Source organism: Thermoactinomyces sp. CICC 10521 (assembly GCF_016055135.1).
Taxonomy (GTDB): Bacteria; Bacillota; Bacilli; order Thermoactinomycetales; family Thermoactinomycetaceae; genus Thermoactinomyces_A; species Thermoactinomyces_A daqus.
In genome coordinates, this window is the sequence record NZ_JAECVZ010000011.1 from 95,288 (window position 1) to 115,295 (window position 20,008).

Genomic DNA, 20,008 nt, shown 5'->3' on the forward strand with positions numbered 1-20,008 from the left:
AAATACGATCAAAAAGAAGATTATTTATTATAATTATACAATAAATTCCAATTAGAATAAAGGCCTGCAAGAAAAGATTCGTGTCTTGCCGGCGGAGCCCGGGGATGAAAAAATCTGGAGACGAGGAAGAATGCTGCTTCACGGTCGGTTATCACACTTTTACAGAAAATAAAGCGAAAAGTGAGTCAACACTTGCTAGCAAAAATTTAAACGGAATGCTTGGCAGCGGATTTGGGTTATGCGAGAATATCGTCTGGGTTTCTTCTTTTTAATCTATTTGGTTTTATTTCATAAGAACTGAAGAGGAACACGGAGAATAAGGCTTTCTATCCAAGCGTTTCTATTAATCTATTTGTTCCCCCGTCAAATACAAGAATAAGGCGATTGAAAGAGAAAAAAAACAAAATCGGATGGTAACCTCCTCTTGAATAGCTGAATCTGCCCATAGCCCTTTTTTTTGTATTTGGCACAATATGTTGTATTAGCTATACTACAAAAGCAACTATATATTGAGAACGGACGTGATAAGATGTTAAGTGTACTGCCAGAGAAAATGGCACCCTATGGGGCATTAATCGATGACATCTGCGGTCGTTTTCCCCACCTGGACAAAAATGAATGGCTTGGGGATGCAGCGGCCCAGATGAGAGAAAACATGTCAGAGGATGAAATGTTGCAAACCTTTATCCAGGCTGCTGTTGAAAAGACCAGCGTCGAAGAGCCGGATTGGCAATTTGTTGCGTCGCATCTGCTCGCTCATTACCTGTACAAAAAAGCGGCAGAGAACCGCAATTACGACGCTGACCGGAAATACGGGGATTTGTATGTGCTCATACATACGCTTACGGAAAAAGGGTTGTATGGAAAATATCTATTGCAACATTACAGCAAAAGTGAGATCGATGAGTTGGGAGCTTATCTGATTCCGGAACGGGATTATCTTTTTAACTACATCGGTCTCAAAGTGTTGTCTGATCGCTACATCGTCCGGGATTACGATGGCAAGGTCATGGAGTTGCCGCAAGAGCGCTTCATGATCATCGCCATGCACCTGGCGCAAAAAGAAGAAGACAGGCTTGGCTGGGCGAAGAAATTTTATGATGTGTTGTCCAAGCTGGAAATGACGGTGGCAACCCCGACATTGAGCAATGCCGGAAAGCCGCTTCACCAGTTGTCCTCCTGCTTTATCGACACCGTGGATGATTCGCTTTGGTCGATCTACAATACCAACTCGGCCACGGCGCAAGTGTCGAAGCACGGAGGCGGCGTGGGCATCTACCTTGGAAAAGTGCGCTCCAAAGGCTCGAAGATTCGTGGCCATAAAGGAGCTTCCGGAGGTGTGATTCCATGGATCCGCAACTATAATAACACAGCGGTCGCGGTTGATCAGTTGGGAGTTCGCCGCGGTGCCTTTGCCATTTATCTGGATGTATGGCATGCCGACATTTTGGATTTTCTCAACCTGAAAACAAATAACGGGGATGACCGGCTCAAGGCACATGATATTTTCCCCGGGGTCTGCATTCCGGACATTTTTATGAAACGCGTGAAAGAGCGGGGAATGTGGTATCTGTTCGATCCGCATGAGGTGCGGGAAGTGATGGGTTATTCCATCGAAGATTACTGGGGCGAAGAGTTTGAACGCCGCTATCTGGAATGCGTCAACCATCCGGAACTGAACAAAACGGAGATCCCGGCCATCGAGATCATGAAGCGGATGATGGTCAGCGCATTTGAAACCGGAACCCCGTTCATGTTCTTCCGGGATACGGTAAACCGGGCAAACCCCAACAAACACAAAGGCATGATCTATTCTTCCAATCTGTGTACCGAGATCTGCCAGAACATGTCGCCCACGGAATTGATCAGTGAAGAGCTGGAAGACGGCGTCATCGTGACCAGGCAAAAGCCGGGGGATTTCGTCGTTTGCAACCTGTCTTCGATCAATCTGGGACGGGTCAAAACGATGGATGATATTGAGCGCGTTGTTTCCGTGCAAATGCGCATGCTGGACAATGTGATCGACCTGAACATGTATCCGGTGAAGCAGGCGGAGGTCACCAACAAGAAGTATCGTGCCGTCGGCCTGGGAACAAGCGGGTATCACCAGTACCTGGCCGAACGGAAAATCGCCTGGGAATCGGAAGAGCATGTGGAAGAAGCTGACCGTTTATTTGAGGAACTGGCTTATCAGGCGATTCGTGCCTCGATGGAAATCGCCAAGGAAAAAGGTGCTTATCCGCTGTTCGCGGGAAGTGAATGGGAATCCGGCGAATATTTCGAGCAACGCGGCTATACGAGCGAACGCTGGCAGAGATTGAAAGAAGACGTGAAAAAATACGGCTTGCGAAATGCCTGGGTGTTTGCCGTGGCTCCGACCGGTTCCACCTCCCTCATCGCCGGTTCGACCGCGGGGATTGATCCGGTGTACGCCAAATTCTTTGTCGAGGAGAAGCGGGGAGCTGTCATTCCGCAGACGGCGCCGAATCTTTCGCCGGAGACAACCTGGTATTACAAGGAGGCGCACCTGATCGACCAGCATTGGAGCATCCGTGCTGCCGGGAAGCGCCAGCGGCACATTGATCAGTCGCAATCGTTCAACCTCTACATTACGCCGAATACAACGGCCAGGGAATTCCTGGATCTCTATCTGGCGGCTTGGGAAAACGGATTAAAAACCATCTATTATATTCGCAATCAGTCGCTCGAAGTGGAAGAGTGCGTCAGCTGTTCTTCCTAATCAGTCGGAAAGGTGATGAAAAGTGGCAGAATTAAAGCGGAAAAAGATTTTTAACGAACACGGACAGCGCGGAACCCAGCGCCTGATCAACGGGAATACAACCAATCTGCGCGAGTGGAACCGGATCAAATACGATTGGGCGCATAAACTTTACCGGGCCATGTTGAACAACTTTTGGATTCCGGAAGAGATTCCGCTGGCCGGCGATGCGAAACAGTTTATGGAGCTGTCGCCGGAAGAGCGCCGCGCATTTGACAAGACGATTTCTTTCCTTAACTTTCTGGATTCGATTCAGGGAGAAAACCTGCCGAATATCAATGAATACACAACGGCCCCGGAGGTTTGCTCACTGCTGAATATCCAGGCGTTTCAAGAGGAAATTCATGCGCAATCCTACAGCTATATCCTTGACAGTGTCTGCTCTCCGGAAACGCGCGAAAACATTTACGATGAATGGGTGCGCCCGTAAGAGGATCTGGGGAATCTGCCCTGACAAGGCAGTAGGCGAAGGACGCTGGCAAAGCCTATCACCGACGAACTGATCCCGAAGGGAAACCGGAGGGGGAGTGCAGCATGTTCGGAAAGCCACAAGTTGGTCAACTGCCGGATCACGACTGAGTGGCGAGGTGAAAGGATACGGACGAGGATGAAGGCTAAACTGCTTGAATGATAGTCCGAGCGGGCGAATCGTAGCCGGTGACGAAAGGCAGTTGGTACGTTGCCGAGTCTTATGGGAGATGGGAGTGCCATTCGCCAATCTCCGGAGCGTCCCAAGACTCCGCATCTTCAATCAGAAGAAAAGGACGAACGTCACATCCGACACTGTATCATGTCAAGTCTCCAGATTCGTTAAACGGGGATCACCTAAAGCGGAATGCCTCCTGCAGGCTATGGCTGATCGAGCCTGAATATCCGCCAGGGTGACGGAGTTCCCGTAGTAGTCCGAGGCAGGGAAAGCCTGCTGCATGGCGAAGGGGAACAGCTTATCTTGTTTAATACAGCGAGGGAAGGAGCGCGAGGCTCTGTGAGAAATCCTGAGAACGTATTAAACAGTCTGGCCTCCAAAGCGCAGCATGACGGGTACAAATACCGCAGATTGTACCGTAACCTGTATAACAAGGAGTTTTTTCTTCTGGCGTACAAGAGAATCAAGGGGCATCCGCCCGATGATCGGAGCTTGGAGCGGATTGATTGTTTAATCGAGAGCATGAAGGACGAAAGCTATCAACCCAATCCGGTGAACAGTGTTTCCTCTCCTGGGGCCAACGGAACGAAACGGCCTCTTGGAGTTCCGTCATTGACCGATAAACTCGTTCAGGAAATCCTGAGGATGATGCTGGAAGCGATCTACGACCGGTCATTCTCTGATCACTCGCACGGCTTTCGTCCACGAAGGAGCTGCCACACGGCGTTAACGGAAGTCCGGAAGACCTTTACTTGGGTAAAATGGTTTGTCGAAGGAGATATCAAGCGTTTTTTTGGACAGATGGATCACCATGTTCTGGTCAACATCCTCGGAAACAGAATCGATGATGAAAAGTTCCTCCGGCTGATCCGGAAATTTCTGAGGGCAGGGTACCTGAATGATTGGAAGTACCATCGTACATACAGCGGTACTCCGCAAGGCGGCATTATTAGTCCTGTTTTATCGAATATATATCTGAATGAACTGGATCAATACATCGACAAGTTGAAAGAAAATTTTACCCAAGACGACAGGAACATTCCGGACTCAAGATACAAAAGGCTTTACTATGTAAGGTATGCGGGTGATTTTCTGATCGGGATCATCGGAAGCAAAGATGATGCCAGGGGAGTGAAAGAGGAGCTGGCGGAGTTTCTAAAAGAAAAGCTGAATCTCCAACTCTCCGGGGAGGAGATGAAGATCACCCACTCGGAAAAGCCGGCAAGGTTCCTCGGATATGATATTCGCGTATCAAGGAAACACAAGGGGCCGGCCGGTTCAGGGGGCGGTTCATCGGGCAGCCCGTTAAAATGCAAACTTTATGTACCGCATGAAGTATGGAAGAAGAAACTCCTTGAGAGCGGTTCGCTTGAAATTGCAAAAAACGGAAAATGGAAATCAAAACACAGATCATCTCTCATCAGGCTTGATGATTGTGCGATTCTCGACACGTACAATGCAGAGATCAGGGGACTCTACCATTACTACCGATTGGCGTCAAATGTGAGTGTACTCAACAAGTATTACCACATCATGAAGTACAGCCTGTACAAAACCTTAGCCGGCAAATACCGGACGACGACCAGGAAGATCATCAAAAAATACGAAGTGAACAAGGTCTTTACGGTTACCTGCGAAACGGGAAACGGAACAAGAACGCGAACGTTGTACCATGAAGGTTTTGCCAGGCAAGCTGATCCGTCGGAAGACAACAGGGTGGATTACCTCCCGAAGGCTGCAAAGTACATCAATAAGTAAACATTCATCTCTTGACTTGGAAAGATGATTTTACGGAGGCTGGATTCGGATAAGTGGAGAGCCGGATACATGGAGACATGTACGTCCGGTTCGGAGGGGAGTTCTTGGAAACCTCCCGCTGCAAGGCGGCAAGGCGCCGGGTTCTTACCCTACCGCAACGATGAGCATCTGCTCCGCCGGAATCGGTTTATCGCCGATTTGTACCAGCGGTTTGTCGATGACAGAAATGATGAAAACTATGTCCGAACCTGCATGGCCAACTTCTTGCTGGAGTCGCTTTACTTTTACAGCGGATTCTCCTTTTTCTACGCTTTGGCGCGGCAGGGAAAAATGACGGCAACCGCGACACTGATCAAATATATTCAGCGTGATGAATTAACCCATGTGGTCTTGTTCCAAAACATGATCAAGGAATTGCGCCGGGAAAATCCCGATCTCTTCACACCGGAATTTATCGAGGAATTGCGGGAAATGGCCCGTACGGCGGTTGAACATGAGATTCGCTGGGGTCAATATATCACCAACAACAACATTCAAGGACTGACCAATGATATTATCGACCGCTATATCAAATATTTGGCCAATGAACGCATGACCCGTCTCGGCTTTGATATTTTGTATCCGGAGATTACGACGCATCCGATGAAATGGGTTGAGAGTTTCTCCAACCTGAATGCGACGAAAACGGATTTCTTTGAACAGAAAGTGACCAATTACACCAAAGCGAGCACACTCGATTTTGGCGATCTTTAATCAAAACACCTCCCTGAATCGGGGAGGTGTTTTAATCGCTATAACTGTTGTAACAGAAACCAGAGGGCGGCAACGGCAATTGCAAGTTGGTAGACAAATTCAAACCAGTTTTGTTTCGGTGCTTGCAGGATTTGAATAGCTGTGACGACTGCATGAACAAGAATGAGAACGAGCGCGATCGAAAAAAGTAAGACTGGCATATTTTTCACCTCCTACAGTTGAAAAATATTCAAATTAAGCTAGTACTACCCCAAAAATGGGCCCGGACTTTTTAATCATTTTGCTAATGCGAACGGGGGAAAGTTGATGGATCAGGCTTGGGAAAAAGTAAAAGAGTTTCATCGCTGCTTTGGGGTTCCCCATAAGGAAAAACCCGAAAAACTGGCGATGGAGCGGGTGCAAAAGCGGGCGAAATGGATGGAGGAAGAAATCGGGGAATTCAAACAGGCAAGGACGATTGAAGAGCAAGCGGATGCGATGATCGACACGATTTATCTGGCCTTGGGAACTTTGGTTGAAATGGGAGTTCGCCCGCAAGCCCTGTTTGATATTGTCCACACGGCCAATATGGATAAACTCTGGGAAGACGGAAAACCCCGGTACCGGGAGTCTGACGGAAAAGTGATCAAGCCTTCTTCTTGGCAGGATCCCGGGCCGCTTCTCAGAGAGGAAATTAATCGGCAAACTGATACGCATGAATAATATTTTTTCACGGATGGGAGAGGCGTTTTACGCCTCTTTTTTTTCGGGCAGTGATTCAACATCGCAAAGGAATCCGTGCTCAGTTCTTAATCGAGGATTGGTATAGACCATTATAAATAGGAATGCTAAACTAAATACAATGGAGAAATTTTGCAAAAAGGGGCGCAACAAATATGAATAAGCCGTCAGTTTTATTGACCAACGCACAGATCTGCACAGCAAATGGTACGGTTGATCCGGGCTATGTATTTATTGAGAATGGGAAAATCGCTGCGCTCGGGTCGATGGAACAACTTTCAGGCATTGAGGCCGGTGAGGTGATTGATCTCAGCGGAAAAAAGGTGATTCCGGGCATGGTGGACGTCCATATTCACGGAGTAGCCGGAGCGGATACGATGGATGCAACGCCGGAAGCCTTAAAAACGATGGCCGAAAATCTGCCGAAGGAGGGGACGACGAGTTTTTTGGCCACTACGATCACGCAATCGCACGAAAAAATTGAGAAAGCGTTGGTCAATGCCGCCGACTTCATTGAAAATCATCAAGTTGCGGGGCAGGCTGAATGCATTGGGATCCATCTGGAAGGGCCATTTATCAATGTGAAACGCGCGGGAGCGCAACCTCCGGAATACATCGTTCCTCCGGATGTGGATCTCTTTCGCCGCTGGCAGGAGCTGGCGCGGGGGCATATTAAATTGGTGACACTTGCACCCGAGCAGCCGGGCGGGCCGGAGTTGGTCCGCTATCTGAAGGAAACAGGAGTCATCGCTTCGATTGGCCATTCGGACGCCACCTATGATGAAGTGGTCGAAGCGATTGGGAACGGAGCGAGCCATGTGACGCATCTGTTCAACGGGATGCGCGGCTTTCATCACCGTGAGCCGGGGGTGGCCGGAGCGGCCTTTTTGCGCGATGAACTCAATGTGGAAATCATTGCTGACGGGATTCACATCAATCCTCACAGCGTGCGTGTTGCCTATAACCAGATCGGCAGCGGGAGGATTATCCTGATCACGGATGCGATGAGAGCCAAATGCCTCAAACGGGGAGTTTATGACCTCGGCGGTCAGGAAGTGATCGTGAGCGAACGGGATGCAAGGCTCGTAGACGGAACGTTGGCGGGAAGCATTTTGAAGATGAAAGACGCTTTGGCCAATATGGAGCGGTTTGCAGGTTGCTCAATGGAGCAACTGGTTGAAATGACATCGTTAAATGCGGTGCAGGAATTGGGATTTGCCAATCGCAAGGGCGCACTCGCTCCGGGAAAAGACGCTGATATCGTCGTGCTTGATGACCAGCTTGAGATCTTTATGACTTTTTGCCGGGGTGTACTGGCATACCAAAGATAAGAAAGGTTGTACCTGCTTTCCGGGTACAGCCTTCGGCGCTGCGGACAATCCCGCCCCGGAATCAGGCTCTTTGCGGAAAAATTCCAAGGGAAAGGAAATCAAGTTGAACGATGAAAAAGGTATCCAAAAAAAGTCCAGTTCCCCTATACTACCAACTGAAAGAGATCTTGCAGGAAATGATCGAAAATGAGGAATTAAAACCTGGAGATGCAGTCCCGCCCGAGCGTGAATTGTGCGAAGTTCATGGAATCAGCCGGATGACTGCGCGCAAAGCGGTGATGGCTCTGGTGAATGAAGGCGTGTTGTTCCGGGAGCAGGGAAAGGGAACATTCGTGGCCGAGCCAAAGCCCAAGCATCTGCTCACCCGCCTGCGAAGTTTTACCGAAGAGATGGAAGAACAAGGTTTTTCCGTGCGTTCGGAAATTTTGTCATTTTCCATTGTCGAAGCGACTCTGCAATTGAAAAAAAATTTAAAAATGCTGCCCGATCAGTCAAAAGTGGTGGAAATCAAGCGGCTTCGCTATGTGGATGAGTTGCCGTACGCGCTGGAAACAGTCTGGCTCAACCATGACAAAGTTCCCGGTCTTACCCAGGAAAAGCTAGAAGGCGAATCATTGTATACGGTTTTAAAAAATCAATACCAATACCATCCCGCCTATGCCCGGCAAACGATTGAGCCGATCAGCCTGAATGATTATGAAAGCAAACTCCTGGGTGTTCCCAATCATTCGCTGGCCATCCTGTTCAGCAGAACCACCTATCTGGAAAAAGGGGAAATCATGGAGTTTACGAAGTGCATTTATCGTACGGACCGGTACAAATACGAGATTGTGTTGCAGCCTTAAAATTGGTTCGGGTGGACGGTTGAAATTTTTTATTTGCATATGGATGAATTATTTGATTAGATTTAATTATTATGAATAAAAATGAAAGAGTGAGGCCGGATGTTGGAATATGACAAATTGGAAAAATACGCGGAACTGGCAGTCCGGATTGGGGTAAACATTCAAAAAGGGCAGACCTTGTACATTTCAGCTGCGCTGGAAGCCGCTCCTTTCGTACGAAAGATCACGGAAGTCGCTTATAATGATGGAGCAAAAAATGTTGTCGTTGACTGGTTTGACGATGAAGTAAACCGCATCCGCCTGTTGCATGCACCGGAGGAGTCGCTCTCCAACATCAGGAAGGGCAAACTGGAAGATCTCCGCAAGGATCTGGAAAATGGAGCCGCGATGTTGACAATCCATTCCCCCAAGCCTGATTACTTCCACGGGGTTGAAACCAAACGAATTACCGCGGTCAGCAGGGCGAACAATGAAGCGATGCATTTTGCCCGGGAACTGATTCGGCAAAATAAGATCAGCTGGTTGATTGTCGCTTATCCCACGACAGAGTGGGCTAAAAAAGTCTTCCCGCATCTGCCTGAAGAAGAAGCGATGCAAAAGTTATGGGAATGCATTGAAAAGGCGACGCGGCTGGATGCGACTGATCCGGTGGAGCGCTGGCAGGAACATCTGAAAAAGATCGAGGATCGGGTGCAGTTGTTGAATAACCTTCACCTGAAAAAACTTTCTTATCGTGCGCCGGGTACCGCGCTGACGATCGAATTGCCAAAAGACCATCTATGGGTGGGAGCGGGCCAGCAGAATGAACAGGGCGTGTTGTTTGTCCCCAACTTGCCCACTGAAGAGGTGTTTACCGTTCCGTTGAAGACCGGAGTCAACGGGGTGGTGAGCAGCACACGGCCGCTGAGCTATAACGGGCAAATGATCGATCGCTTCTCCTTGACCTTCAGGGAGGGAAAAGTGACCGAAGTAAGGGCGGAAACAGGTGAAGAGCTGTTAAAATCGCTGGTCGGGTTGGATGAAGGGGCCGCTTATCTCGGTGAAGTGGCACTGGTTCCCCATACATCTCCCATTTCGCAATTGGGTGCGATTTTCCACCAGACCTTGTTTGATGAAAATGCTTCGTGCCATCTGGCTTTGGGCTTTGCTCTGCCGTTCTGCCTGAGGGGGGGAACCGGATTGACAAGAGAGGAGCTGGCCGAGCGGGGCATTAATCAAAGTATGGTTCATGTCGATTTTATGATCGGTTCATCCGAACTGGATATTGACGGCGAGAATTGGGAGGGAAAAACGATCCCCATTTTCCGCAACGGAGATTGGGTAATCTGAGTCAGTTTCATTTGCCCCGATAAAAATGTCCGGCGATCGCTCCCGTGGCCAATCCGGGAACGATCGCCGGCAATTTTGCTGGTTTTATCAATTAAACCCAGTTATCGTCGTCACCGCCGCCAAAAAATCCCCCATCATCCCCATCGTCAAAAAATCCGCCGTTGTCATTGTTGCCGAACAGACCGGCATCGTGATTCTGATTATCATCTCCGTCCAGCAGTTCATCAAGCAGAACGCCTCCGATCAGCCCCGCTGCAAAACCGCCGATCGCCCCTGTCATTCCGGACAAATGGGAGTGGTGATGGTGATCATGCCCGTGGTGATGGTGACCATGCCCGTAATGACTTTGACCATGGTGATAGGAATGAGGGATATGGTAGTGACCATGTCCGTAATGGGGAGTTGACATCGATTCGGTGATCAGATTTTGCCAAAGCATCATCAGTGCATCCGGATCCGAAATTTGATCCTGCGGGATGAATACTTCCCGTTTTACCTCATGATGATGTCCGAATGAATAATACTCCACTTCGAGCAGTAAGCGAACCCCGTTTGGCTCAATTGCCGCTGCAAATTCCACTTCTTTTACCTGCTCGCGGAACAATTCCGTCGGAACCAGTTCAAATTCTTGCACATATCCGTTAAACTTGCGTGAATGATGTGTTTCCCGGAAACCGAGACGGCTCAGGGCTGCCAGGATATTGCTGAGCGGAACCGGCGGAACGATCTCGATATAGTCCCGGTCGGATTGATCGACGGCACCGGCAAGATCGAGTTGTGTATCAAAGTAGTAAGAAACCGATTGTCCGGTAACCAGCAGGTTTCCCGGCAACTGAAAATGAAAAGGAAGTTCCTTTTGTTCGCCGGGCCGGATGACGAACGACTGGTAAAAAGGCACGGATGCGACCGGATGCGTGTGCACGTGTCCTTTTGCATAGATACTGAGCATGAAACGGACATCGATTTTATTGATGCGTTGCTCCACACTTCCACCTTTGATCAACACTTTTCCCGCAACGGGATCACCGGGAGCAAATCGGTTTTGTTCCAGAATCAGATCCACTTTTGCGGCTCCATGACCAAGTCTCGCCATGAAATCTTTAAACATTCAATGCTTCTCCTTTCAACTGACAAAACGATCTTCCCTTTAATTTCACTATATCGGAAAATTGAAACCTGTTTTTTTCAGTTTTGTGTGCAATTTGTTAACAATGGATTTTAGATGACAGAATAGAAATGTAATTTATTATAGATGAAATGATTACATTATTAACAGGAATTGAATATGCATAAAAGTTGCATGGGACGAAAAACAGCGGATAGGTAAAGGAGGCCGGAATCAATGCTGACTCCTGCCCATTGGCTTTATGGTGCGTTTACTCTGCTGGTGATTCTCGCTGTGCTTTTTCGCCGCGGGGTCGTTTTGCTCTCCCTGGTTGGCACCCTTTTGGTTGCCTGGGTGTACAAGGGGAGTTTTGTAGACGGATTGCAGGCGATTTTTAATGCCAACCTGGTAGCCGCCAATGAGCTGTTCAGCATTTTCCTGATTATTACCTTTATGGTGGCCCTGCTGCGGGCCTTGAAGGATTTGGGGGCTGACCGGCAGATGATCGCACCGATTCAACGACTCATGGTTAACGGACACGTTTCTTTTTTTATTCTTGTCGTAATTACTTATGTCATTTCCCTTTTTTTCTGGCCTACACCAGCCGTGCCGCTGATCGGTGCCCTGTTGATCCCGCCTGCGGTCCGGGCCGGTCTTCCGGCGATGGGGGCGGCGATGGCCGTCGCTGTGGCCGGACAGGGAATGGCTCTCTCATCTGATTATGTCATGCAAGTGGCGCCGATGCTGAGTGCCAAGTCAGCCGGAATCAATACGGCGGCGGTAGCGGACAAAGCTCTGATCCTGTCGCTGGTCACGGGGGTGATTGCCAGTGGTTCCGCGTATTTGTACCTGTTCAGGAAAGTGAGAAATCCGGATTTGTACGAGGATGACGCCTTGAACCAGATGGCGGTCATGTCGGCGGAAGAAGATATATCCCGGTGCAGCGGAGCAGAAGAGAAGTGGGGAAGAGTCTTCGCCGTATTGGTTCCGTTCGCCTTGCTTGGGGTAATGCTGTATATGGTTTACACCAAAATCCACGGTCACGGCAGGCTGGAAGGAGCGAACGGAGCCGCCTTTATCGGGGGTGTGGCTGCCGTCCTGTTGATTATGGCTACTTTTGTTCATGGCCGGTTTCGAGCTTTGGAACGGATCAGCGAGCATATCGTGGAGGGATTTTTGTTCTCCTTTAAAGCGATGGGGCCTGTTGTTCCAATCGCCGGATTCTTCTTCCTTGGCAATGGGGATTTTGCCGGAGCCATCCTCTCTGTGCATAAAGGTGCCCCCGCCTTTCTGTTTGACATTGTCAAAACGATGCAAGCCTTTATTCCGGCCAATCGCATCGTGACCTCTTTCGGTATTTTACTGGTCGGCATGGTAACCGGGCTGGAAGGATCGGGTTTTTCCGGATTGCCTTTAACCGGAGCCTTGTCCGGAGCTTTGGCAAGTTCTTCCGGATTTGACCCGTCCACGCTGGCTGCCATTGGGCAGATGGGGTCGGTTTGGACGGGAGGAGGGACTCTGATCGCCTGGTCATCGCTTGTGGCGGTCGCCGGTTTTGCAGGTGTTCCCGTCATGGAGTTGGCCCGGAAAAACGCCATCCCCGTCATCATGGGATTAGTCGTTTCCACTCTGGTCGCCGTTTTCCTGTGGTAGACATCTTTAACATTTCATGTGCGGAAGTGGGGTAAACTGTAGCAAACAGGAGTCATCGAAGAGGGGTTTTCAGGATGCCGCTGACACCGATCATTCCATTTGAGCCAACGAGCACTGACATCATTCCGGATGAGGATAACTGGGTTGCCCAAGTGAAATGGGATGGTGTAAGGGTTTTAACCTATTGGGACGGGAATCAGGTGAAACTCTACAACCGCAAAAAAAACGAGCGTACTTTTCATTATCCGGAGTTACTTCCGATTCAAACGTACTGTAAGGCAAAATCCGTAATTTTGGATGGTGAAATCATTTCGTTGGGTTCTGATGGAAAACCATCGTTTCACGAAGTGATGCGCCGTGATGGAATTCGGCGTCTGGAACGGGTTAAACAGGTGCGGAAAGATGTGCCGATCTGCTACATGATCTTTGACGTGATTTACTGCGATGGCCAATGGCTGACTGAGCGCAGTTTGCTGGAGAGAAGTGAGATACTCTCTAGGATTATCGTTCCCGGGGAGCATGTGCAACTGGTCACTTCACACGAAGATGCGGAAGCGCTGTTTCAGGTGATAAAAGAACATGAGATGGAAGGAATCGTAATCAAGGACCTTTCCAGTACATATTTGATCAACGGAAAAGACCCGCGCTGGCGCAAGAAAAAATTTTACAGAGACTTAATCGCTGTGGTGGGCGGTGTCACACTAAGAGATACGATTGTGAATTCACTTTTGCTCGGTCTTTTCGATCGTGACGGCCGGTTATGGTATATTGGTCACGCCGGTACGGGACGTTTAACCCGGAAGGACTGGCTTGAACTAACCCGGGGGATCAAGCCGCTTATTATCTCAACCATGCCATTTGCAAACAAACCGTCAAGATGGAAAGAAACCATCTGGCTGAAACCTGAAATCACGGTGAAAGTGAATTTTGCGGAATGGAGCGTTGGCCATACCTTAAGACAACCAAGCATTCAGGCTTTTGTTGATGTTCCGCCTCACGAATGCCTGCTTCCATAAGCGGTCGGAATGTGAAAACGCGACCATCCAGTCAAAAATCTGGCAGGCCCAAGCTCTTCCTCATGCCTAAAGAGGCAGCGTTGGACGGAACCAAATCACTGCCTGTGAATGCGTGAAAAGGCCGACTGACCATTCTGGTTATGGATGAACTTTTCTGGCGATCATGATATTCATCGCGTGTTTGTGCGGAACACCACTGGAATTGCAATCGAAGATGATTTCTTCAAATGAAATGATTTCCCAATCCCAATAGTAGTTGAGCAAATCCCCGGAACGATAAAAATATTCGTCCGTTCCCCAGTCCGGAGCGGTTTCAATAAACGGCTTTTCAACAAATACATTGAAGACGTTTAATCCGCCGATGTTGGTATGTTCCTTATAGTTTTTGAATTTTTCTTCCCGAAGAGAGGGAGACAGATAAGTCAGGGTTCCGCTTGAATATACAATACCAAACATTTCCGTCAGGTTTAATTCATTAAGATTGGCTTGAACGGTTTTGATTGTCAGTCCTTCTTGGTCAGCCCATTTCTGTGCCTTTTGCAAACCGGGTTGGGAAACATCAACGCCAACCGCATCAAATCCGTTTCGGGCAAAATGGATAATGTCCTTCCCTTCTCCACAGCTAAGTTCGATGATTTTTCCTTTATTTTCAGACGTAACCAACTCTACTGCGCGTTTGCAGAGTTGGTTGGGTTCGCGTCTCCAGTAAAACTCGTCCTTGCTGTATACTTCATCGTAACTCTTCATTGCCACTTAACCACCTTCTCTCAAAACAGTTTGAATGAATCTATTTTATCAAGGGAACATTTTGAATTACAATTTTTTTCATTATCTATTGGTGAAGCCTTGACTCAACTTTTCCGATTCATGGATGACAGTCCGACTGGTATCCGGTCACGAGAAAAGGGGGTGGGAGGCGTATGGAGCAAACGGGTCTGTCTGGAAGACTTAGGCGGTTGAAAGCTCTGTGTCGCATGTTTCATGGGAATGCCGGGGATAATTTAATTGCAAACAACGAAAGGAGGATAAGGATGGAAGATCAGTCCCGGCAATACGAAATTCCTGATCTCCGGAATCATCGACAGGTGATGAACAAAATAACGGAACTGGAAAAGGAAATAGCAGACTTAATAAATAAAGAAGTTTCGCTTGTTGTGTATGCAAAAGAAACGTAGGCAGCAAAAGCTGGTGTCCGGCAGTACGGAACCAGCTTTTGGATGTTGCCGGTCAATTCGCGCCGCAAGCCTGTTTTCCGAGCAAGAGCGAGCCGATAATCCCGGAATCTTCTCCCAAGCCCGGAGGAACAATATACCGGTTCAGTGGAGATGGAAAAGATAAATATTGGTTCAGCATTTTCTCCAGCTTTGCATAAATGGAAGGAAAGAGCTGTTTCTGATTCATCACGCCTCCGCCTAAAATGATTTTTTGCGGTGCCAGAATCAGGATATAATGCATTAGTGCCTGTGCGATGTAGTAGGCCTCAAGTTCCCACACTTCGGGGTTGCCCGCGAGTTCGCTCCCTTTTTTGCCCCAGCGCTCCTCAATCGCTGGTCCGGAAGCCAAACCTTCAAAACAGTCTGCATGATACGGGCACTTCCCGGTGTACGGGTCATCCGGATGCCGCCTGAGCAAGAGATGGCCCATTTCCGGATGTGAAAATCCTTGAAGAAGTTTTCCGGATATGACGGCTCCTGCTCCGATTCCAGTTCCCACGGTGATATACAAACAGCTGTCAAGCCCTTTAGCGGCGCCAAAGGCTGATTCGCCCAGAGCTGCTGCATTCACGTCCGTATGAAAACCGACAGGAACGGACAATGCTTCTTGCAGCGTCCGAACCATCGGAAAATTCCTCCACTTCTTTTTGGGTGAGGTTGTGATGTAACCATAGGTCGGACTGGCCGGATTGATATCGATCGGTCCAAACGAACCGACGCCGATTGCTTTTAACGTGAATTTTTTGAAAAAGTCAATCACTTGCTTCATCGTTTCCCCCGGTGTTGTGGTGGGGAATTGAATTCGTTCCGTCACATTTCCATGTTCGTCTCCGACAGCGCAGATAAATTTGGTGCCGCCTGCTTCTATTCCCCCGATGACCATAATGTTACCCTCGCTTATAAAGAATATTGATGATATTGAATTTATTTTCTATTATAAACTTCTTCGCGGTTCCGGGCGAACCGAAACCGAAATAAACTGAAATAGATCACTTGAATGACTCTGCGAAAAAGGGAGATAGGCTCATGTATTGGTGCTGGTGTATCATTCCGGTGGTTTATTACATCGCGGTTCCGTTTGTTTATCCGTACCCGGAAACAGACCCGCCGAATCCGAGGCCACCGCGGCCGACAAGACCGCCGACGCCACCGCGGCCCATCCGGCCGATCAGACCTGTCCGCCCGCCAACTCCTCTGACTCCCGGGCCGGGAAGACCCGTCCGCATGCCGCCGGAGCGAAGACGTCCGCGCAGGGGATTTTACGGATAGATCTCTTAAGAAGGCAGATAATAAACAGAGTGATTCCTTCAGCCGAAAGGTGTGAAGAAACGGTGGCAGACGAACGATATGTGCAAGTGGAAGGAGTCGAACTGAAAATTTCCAATCCGGATAAAATGCTGTTTCCGCAGGCGAGAATTCGCAAATGGGATTTCATCATGGCGTGCGCCCGGCTGGCTCCTTATTTGCTCAAGTATTGCCGCAATCGGCTGCTTACGACGATTCGTTTTCCCGACGGGGTGGGCGGAGAATCTTTTTTTCAAAAAAACGCCCCGTCTTTTCGGCCTTCCTGGATTGAAACATATCGTTCCGGTGAGATTGATTATATCCTGCTGAACCAGGTTCCGTCCTTGATTTGGTTGGCTAATCTTGCCGCCCTGGAGTTCCATGTCTCTTTTCATACTGCCGCGGAAGAATCCTTTCCGACGGAGTTGGTGTTTGACATTGATCCGTCCATCCCTGACTTTTCCAAAGTGGTGGAAGTGGCACTGCTGACACGTCAGGTTCTGAACAAGTTGAATCTGGATGGCATTGCGAAAACATCGGGAGCGACGGGATTGCAGATCTACGTACCGATTGAACCGGTTTATACATATGAACAAACGAGAAGAATCGGGGAGATGATCGCCCGTTATTTAACCGAGCAGCATCCGGCTTTGGTGACGATTGAGCGCAGAGTGGAGAAGCGCGGGGACAAAGTCTATTTTGATTACTTGCAACACTGGCATAATAAAACCTTAATCGCTCCCTATTCACCGAGGGCGGTTCCCGAAGCGACGGTGTCCACCCCGTTGCAATGGGATGAGGTCACGGAAAAGTTAAGTCCGAAAACGTGGACTCTCCATACGATTTTCTCCCGGCTGGAGGAAAAGGGGGATTTGTTTGCCCCGATCTATGGTGGTGAGCGTTACCGCCTGGATGAAATTTTGCGCTTTTTGGAGCAACACAGGCTATGAAGATTGAATTTGTTCATGTTATGCTTAACTGGTAAAAGGAAAGAGAATGGAGGAAGCTCCTTTGAAACGCATTTTTATCCATGCAGCTTTACTGCCGATGGTGGAAGGGCAGGAAGATGTGATCCGGGACGGTGCCCTGGGAATCGAAGGAGATACGATTTCTTATCTCGGTCCCGTACCAGAAGAGTCTGTACTTGCACAGTATGATGAAGTAATCGATATGAGCGGGAAAGCGATATTGCCGGGATTGATCAATACGCACGGTCATGCGGCAATGTCGCTTCTGCGGGGATATGCGGATGATCTTCCGCTGCAAACATGGCTTCAGGAGAAAATTTGGCCCCTTGAAGCGAAATTTACGGCAAAACAGGTCTTCGACGGGACGGCATTGTCTGTTCTGGAAATGATCAAATCGGGTACAACCTGTTTTCTCGATATGTATGATCACATGGATCAGGTAGGGAAAGTTGTGGAGGAATCGGGCATCCGTGCACGCCTGTGCCGCGGGGCCATCGGGTTGTGCAGCGAAGCCGAGCAAGAAGCGAAACTGCAGGAAGCAGTTCAATTTGCCATCGATTGGAACGGACAGGCGGATGGTCGCATTACGACGATGTTGGCGCCGCACTCGCCCTATACCTGTTCGCCGTCGTACATTGAAAAGTTTGTCGAAAAGGCTGCTGAACTGAATTTACCCATTCATACCCATATGTCGGAAACCAGAGCCGAAGTGGAGCAAAACGTAAGAGATTACGGATTGCGCCCGGTTGAACATCTTCGCCGCCTCGGCTTTTTTGATTTGCCGGCATTGGTGGCGCACGCCGTGCATTTGACGGATGAGGAAATCGATATTTTGGCAGAATATAACGTGAAGGTAGCCCACAATCCCGGGAGCAACTTAAAGCTGGGGAGCGGAATCGCGCCGATCCCGAAAATGCTGGAAAGAGGGATTCGACCGGGCTTGGCGACTGACGGGGCAGCCAGCAACAACAACCTTGATATGTTGGAAGAGATTCACCTGGCTGCGATGATCCACAAGGGAGCCAATCAGGACCCGATCGCCGTTCCGGCCTTGACCGCTTTGAGGATGGGAACCAGTTACGGAGCTGAATCCCTTTTTCTCGATCAGCAGATCGGTACCCTCGAGACGGGAAAAAAAGCCGATTTTATCACGATTGATTTAAGCGGTCCCCATATGCAGCCGCTCCACGATATCGTCTCGCATCTTGTTTATTCGGCCTCGCGGGGAGATGTATGCGATATGTACGTTGATGGCCGGCCGATCATGCGAAACCGTGAAGTATTGACGCTCGATGAAGAAAAAATTTGTCATGAAGCGATGAAGTCATTTGAAGCGATGACCCGCTGAAAATCATCATACCTGCCCTGCGACAGACAGAGAACAGCCATCTTTTGGCATAAACGGCTGCCCCGCAGAAAAAAAGCTGCCAACATATGGCAGCGACAGTGGGACGGTATAAGGAATAGGCAGGAGTTTCTAAGTCATACTAAAGGTAGGTTATATTTTCATATCAATATCCAAATGAAAGCGAAGGGGAATATCGGTGTTTTCCTGAAGCCAATAACGTTTTTGGGCAGATGGGGATGCCCATGTTTCGGCATGGATAAAGGGAGAAAGTTGCCGAAGTTCTTCTTCGCTCAAATGAGTTTGGAGAAACTCATGTACCCACCCCGGGTAAAGGTAAGAGGTTGACATTTGCCATCACCTCCCTTGTTGCTTTTAGTATCACCTAAGCTGTACCCAATATGATTTACACTTTTTTCACGTATGAAGGTTTGAACCAGGCTGCATTGCGCAGTCTGGTTTTATCATTGGGTGCTAAAATCCGGTGAGGCGACGTAAATATGGGAAAAGGGGAGTGAAGGTACATGTACTGGGTATTATCTTTGCTTCTTTTTATTTTTCTGGGTGTTTGTTCCGGGGATTACCTGGATCATACGGGTCGTTCGGATCACCAGGCCGTACAGGAGCGGGAGGATCAACGGGTGATCAGCGCAATTAACCGCAAATTAAAGGAATCCGCCTACTCCTATCGCCTCACCGTCAAACAGTCGGGACAGGTTCGGGCGTTCACCGGTCAACAGCAGGGTGAGAACTGGATGATCCAGGAAAGCGAAAAAAAGCTGAAGATGGAGAGAAAAGGAAATCATATCCTGATTCATGTTGCCGGGAAAGAAGAGGAAATGACTGCCAAACAAGCGGGTGTCATCTCTCCGCGGGATCATTTGCAGTTGATCAAAGAGATCGCCAAATCGTATCATCCGGTAAATGGCGGTGCGTTCAATGTGGAAATCGACCAGCACAAATGGTTGGAAAAATTAAAAGAGCGGCTCTACCTAGAAGAGGAGACACCACTTTTCGCCCTTTCGGAAAAAATGCAGGTCAATTACCGGCTCCTGCTTGCCCAAAATGGGACGAAATTAAAAAAGATTACCCTGACCATCAAAGGATATGATCCTGATCAGGAACAAGTGCTGACTTATTCGTTTTAAAGGGAACGGATTCGTTCCCGAGGTTGTTGACAAAGAAGGTCAACAGCCTTTTTTTGTTGAAAAGGTATAAAAAAAATTCCGAAGGAAGGTTTCTATGTTCAGGACGAATTCATC

General features: G+C 48.8%; 19 protein-coding genes. 14 read left to right on the forward strand and 5 right to left on the reverse strand.

What is annotated here, in order from left to right:
* Window positions 1–529 precede the first annotated feature (529 nt).
* From I8U17_RS09865 to I8U17_RS09880, 4 genes are all read left to right on the forward strand, one after another.
* Window positions 530–2,740, forward strand: coding sequence for a ribonucleoside-diphosphate reductase subunit alpha (locus I8U17_RS09865; protein WP_052154300.1), 2,211 nt, complete (start codon window positions 530–532; stop codon window positions 2,738–2,740).
* Between the two features lie 22 nt (window positions 2,741–2,762).
* Window positions 2,763–3,209: a ribonucleotide-diphosphate reductase subunit beta gene (locus tag I8U17_RS09870; RefSeq protein ID WP_309485176.1), complete on the forward strand. Its 447-nt coding sequence runs from the start codon at window positions 2,763–2,765 to the stop codon at window positions 3,207–3,209.
* 555 nt (window positions 3,210–3,764) lie between these two features.
* Window positions 3,765–5,183 (forward strand): reverse transcriptase/maturase family protein, encoded by a 1,419-nt coding sequence (locus tag I8U17_RS09875; RefSeq protein WP_198054902.1) that lies wholly within the window; start codon window positions 3,765–3,767, stop codon window positions 5,181–5,183.
* Window positions 5,184–5,252: 69 nt separating this feature from the next.
* Entirely contained in the window at window positions 5,253–5,936 is a 684-nt protein-coding gene (locus tag I8U17_RS09880) for a ribonucleotide-diphosphate reductase subunit beta (RefSeq protein ID WP_232331008.1), read from the forward strand.
* Window positions 5,937–5,974: 38 nt separating this feature from the next.
* Here I8U17_RS09880 and I8U17_RS09885 read toward each other — a convergent pair whose 3' ends face one another.
* Window positions 5,975–6,136: a hypothetical protein gene (locus I8U17_RS09885; RefSeq protein ID WP_160173875.1), complete on the reverse strand. Its 162-nt coding sequence runs from the start codon at window positions 6,134–6,136 to the stop codon at window positions 5,975–5,977.
* Between the two features lie 106 nt (window positions 6,137–6,242).
* Between I8U17_RS09885 and I8U17_RS09890 the strand changes: the two genes are divergently transcribed.
* From I8U17_RS09890 to I8U17_RS09905, 4 genes are all read left to right on the forward strand, one after another.
* Window positions 6,243–6,638, forward strand: coding sequence for a pyrophosphohydrolase domain-containing protein (locus I8U17_RS09890; protein WP_033101552.1), 396 nt, complete (start codon window positions 6,243–6,245; stop codon window positions 6,636–6,638).
* Window positions 6,639–6,811: 173 nt separating this feature from the next.
* A complete protein-coding gene (gene nagA / locus I8U17_RS09895) occupies window positions 6,812–7,987 on the forward strand; it encodes an N-acetylglucosamine-6-phosphate deacetylase (RefSeq protein WP_198054901.1) in 1,176 nt (391 codons plus the stop codon).
* Between the two features lie 110 nt (window positions 7,988–8,097).
* A complete protein-coding gene (locus I8U17_RS09900; protein ID WP_198059339.1) occupies window positions 8,098–8,832 on the forward strand; it encodes a GntR family transcriptional regulator in 735 nt (244 codons plus the stop codon).
* Window positions 8,833–8,931: 99 nt separating this feature from the next.
* On the forward strand, window positions 8,932–10,161 hold the full coding sequence (locus I8U17_RS09905) for an aminopeptidase (RefSeq protein ID WP_198054899.1): 1,230 nt from the start codon (window positions 8,932–8,934) through the stop codon (window positions 10,159–10,161).
* Between the two features lie 91 nt (window positions 10,162–10,252).
* Here I8U17_RS09905 and I8U17_RS09910 read toward each other — a convergent pair whose 3' ends face one another.
* The gene (locus tag I8U17_RS09910) at window positions 10,253–11,269 is read right to left on the reverse strand and encodes a sporulation protein (protein ID WP_198059340.1); all 1,017 of its coding nucleotides are present in this window, start codon (window positions 11,267–11,269) and stop codon (window positions 10,253–10,255) included.
* A 234-nt stretch (window positions 11,270–11,503) separates the two neighbouring features.
* Between I8U17_RS09910 and I8U17_RS09915 the strand changes: the two genes are divergently transcribed.
* A complete protein-coding gene (locus tag I8U17_RS09915) occupies window positions 11,504–12,919 on the forward strand; it encodes a hypothetical protein (RefSeq protein WP_198059341.1) in 1,416 nt (471 codons plus the stop codon).
* Between the two features lie 74 nt (window positions 12,920–12,993).
* On the forward strand, window positions 12,994–13,935 hold the full coding sequence (locus tag I8U17_RS09920) for an ATP-dependent DNA ligase (RefSeq protein ID WP_198059342.1): 942 nt from the start codon (window positions 12,994–12,996) through the stop codon (window positions 13,933–13,935).
* A 138-nt stretch (window positions 13,936–14,073) separates the two neighbouring features.
* Here I8U17_RS09920 and I8U17_RS09925 read toward each other — a convergent pair whose 3' ends face one another.
* Window positions 14,074–14,682, reverse strand: coding sequence for a methyltransferase domain-containing protein (locus I8U17_RS09925; protein ID WP_198059343.1), 609 nt, complete (start codon window positions 14,680–14,682; stop codon window positions 14,074–14,076).
* A gap of 284 nt (window positions 14,683–14,966) precedes the next feature.
* Here I8U17_RS09925 and I8U17_RS09930 point away from each other — a divergent pair, with 284 nt between their 5' ends.
* A complete protein-coding gene (locus I8U17_RS09930; protein ID WP_198059344.1) occupies window positions 14,967–15,110 on the forward strand; it encodes a hypothetical protein in 144 nt (47 codons plus the stop codon).
* Window positions 15,111–15,162: 52 nt separating this feature from the next.
* On the opposite strand, the gene I8U17_RS09935 is transcribed toward I8U17_RS09930, so the two are convergent.
* The gene (locus I8U17_RS09935) at window positions 15,163–16,032 is read right to left on the reverse strand and encodes an ROK family protein (protein WP_198059345.1); all 870 of its coding nucleotides are present in this window, start codon (window positions 16,030–16,032) and stop codon (window positions 15,163–15,165) included.
* 151 nt (window positions 16,033–16,183) lie between these two features.
* Between I8U17_RS09935 and ligD the strand changes: the two genes are divergently transcribed.
* Together ligD and I8U17_RS09945 are read left to right on the forward strand one after the other, a co-directional pair.
* On the forward strand, window positions 16,184–17,383 hold the full coding sequence (ligD, locus tag I8U17_RS09940; protein WP_370589237.1) for a non-homologous end-joining DNA ligase: 1,200 nt from the start codon (window positions 16,184–16,186) through the stop codon (window positions 17,381–17,383).
* A 97-nt stretch (window positions 17,384–17,480) separates the two neighbouring features.
* Window positions 17,481–18,749 (forward strand): amidohydrolase, encoded by a 1,269-nt coding sequence (locus tag I8U17_RS09945; RefSeq protein WP_198055128.1) that lies wholly within the window; start codon window positions 17,481–17,483, stop codon window positions 18,747–18,749.
* 150 nt (window positions 18,750–18,899) lie between these two features.
* On the opposite strand, the gene I8U17_RS09950 is transcribed toward I8U17_RS09945, so the two are convergent.
* Window positions 18,900–19,097 (reverse strand): hypothetical protein, encoded by a 198-nt coding sequence (locus tag I8U17_RS09950; RefSeq protein WP_033101562.1) that lies wholly within the window; start codon window positions 19,095–19,097, stop codon window positions 18,900–18,902.
* Window positions 19,098–19,270: 173 nt separating this feature from the next.
* Here I8U17_RS09950 and I8U17_RS09955 point away from each other — a divergent pair, with 173 nt between their 5' ends.
* Entirely contained in the window at window positions 19,271–19,894 is a 624-nt protein-coding gene (locus tag I8U17_RS09955) for a hypothetical protein (protein WP_033101563.1), read from the forward strand.
* The last annotated feature ends 114 nt before the right edge of the window (window positions 19,895–20,008 follow it).

Excerpts from the sequence above, each read along its gene's own strand:
- I8U17_RS09945 (WP_198055128.1), top strand. The coding sequence starts at position 17,481 with ATGGTGGAAGGGCAGGAAGATGTGATCCGGGACGGTGCCCTGGGAATC.
- I8U17_RS09910 (WP_198059340.1), bottom strand. The coding sequence starts at position 11,269 with ATGTTTAAAGATTTCATGGCGAGACTTGGTCATGGAGCCGCAAAAGTG.
- I8U17_RS09930 (WP_198059344.1), top strand. The coding sequence starts at position 14,967 with ATGGAAGATCAGTCCCGGCAATACGAAATTCCTGATCTCCGGAATCAT.
- I8U17_RS09900 (WP_198059339.1), top strand. The coding sequence starts at position 8,098 with ATGAAAAAGGTATCCAAAAAAAGTCCAGTTCCCCTATACTACCAACTG.
- I8U17_RS09920 (WP_198059342.1), top strand. The coding sequence starts at position 12,994 with ATGCCGCTGACACCGATCATTCCATTTGAGCCAACGAGCACTGACATC.
- I8U17_RS09955 (WP_033101563.1), top strand. The coding sequence starts at position 19,271 with ATGTACTGGGTATTATCTTTGCTTCTTTTTATTTTTCTGGGTGTTTGT.
- I8U17_RS09950 (WP_033101562.1), bottom strand. The coding sequence starts at position 19,097 with ATGTCAACCTCTTACCTTTACCCGGGGTGGGTACATGAGTTTCTCCAA.
- I8U17_RS09905 (WP_198054899.1), top strand. The coding sequence starts at position 8,932 with ATGTTGGAATATGACAAATTGGAAAAATACGCGGAACTGGCAGTCCGG.
- I8U17_RS09885 (WP_160173875.1), bottom strand. The coding sequence starts at position 6,136 with ATGCCAGTCTTACTTTTTTCGATCGCGCTCGTTCTCATTCTTGTTCAT.
- I8U17_RS09880 (WP_232331008.1), top strand. The coding sequence starts at position 5,253 with ATGGAGACATGTACGTCCGGTTCGGAGGGGAGTTCTTGGAAACCTCCC.
- I8U17_RS09915 (WP_198059341.1), top strand. The coding sequence starts at position 11,504 with ATGCTGACTCCTGCCCATTGGCTTTATGGTGCGTTTACTCTGCTGGTG.
- I8U17_RS09925 (WP_198059343.1), bottom strand. The coding sequence starts at position 14,682 with ATGAAGAGTTACGATGAAGTATACAGCAAGGACGAGTTTTACTGGAGA.
- I8U17_RS09890 (WP_033101552.1), top strand. The coding sequence starts at position 6,243 with ATGGATCAGGCTTGGGAAAAAGTAAAAGAGTTTCATCGCTGCTTTGGG.
- nagA (WP_198054901.1), top strand. The coding sequence starts at position 6,812 with ATGAATAAGCCGTCAGTTTTATTGACCAACGCACAGATCTGCACAGCA.
- I8U17_RS09935 (WP_198059345.1), bottom strand. The coding sequence starts at position 16,032 with ATGGTCATCGGGGGAATAGAAGCAGGCGGCACCAAATTTATCTGCGCT.
- I8U17_RS09865 (WP_052154300.1), top strand. The coding sequence starts at position 530 with ATGTTAAGTGTACTGCCAGAGAAAATGGCACCCTATGGGGCATTAATC.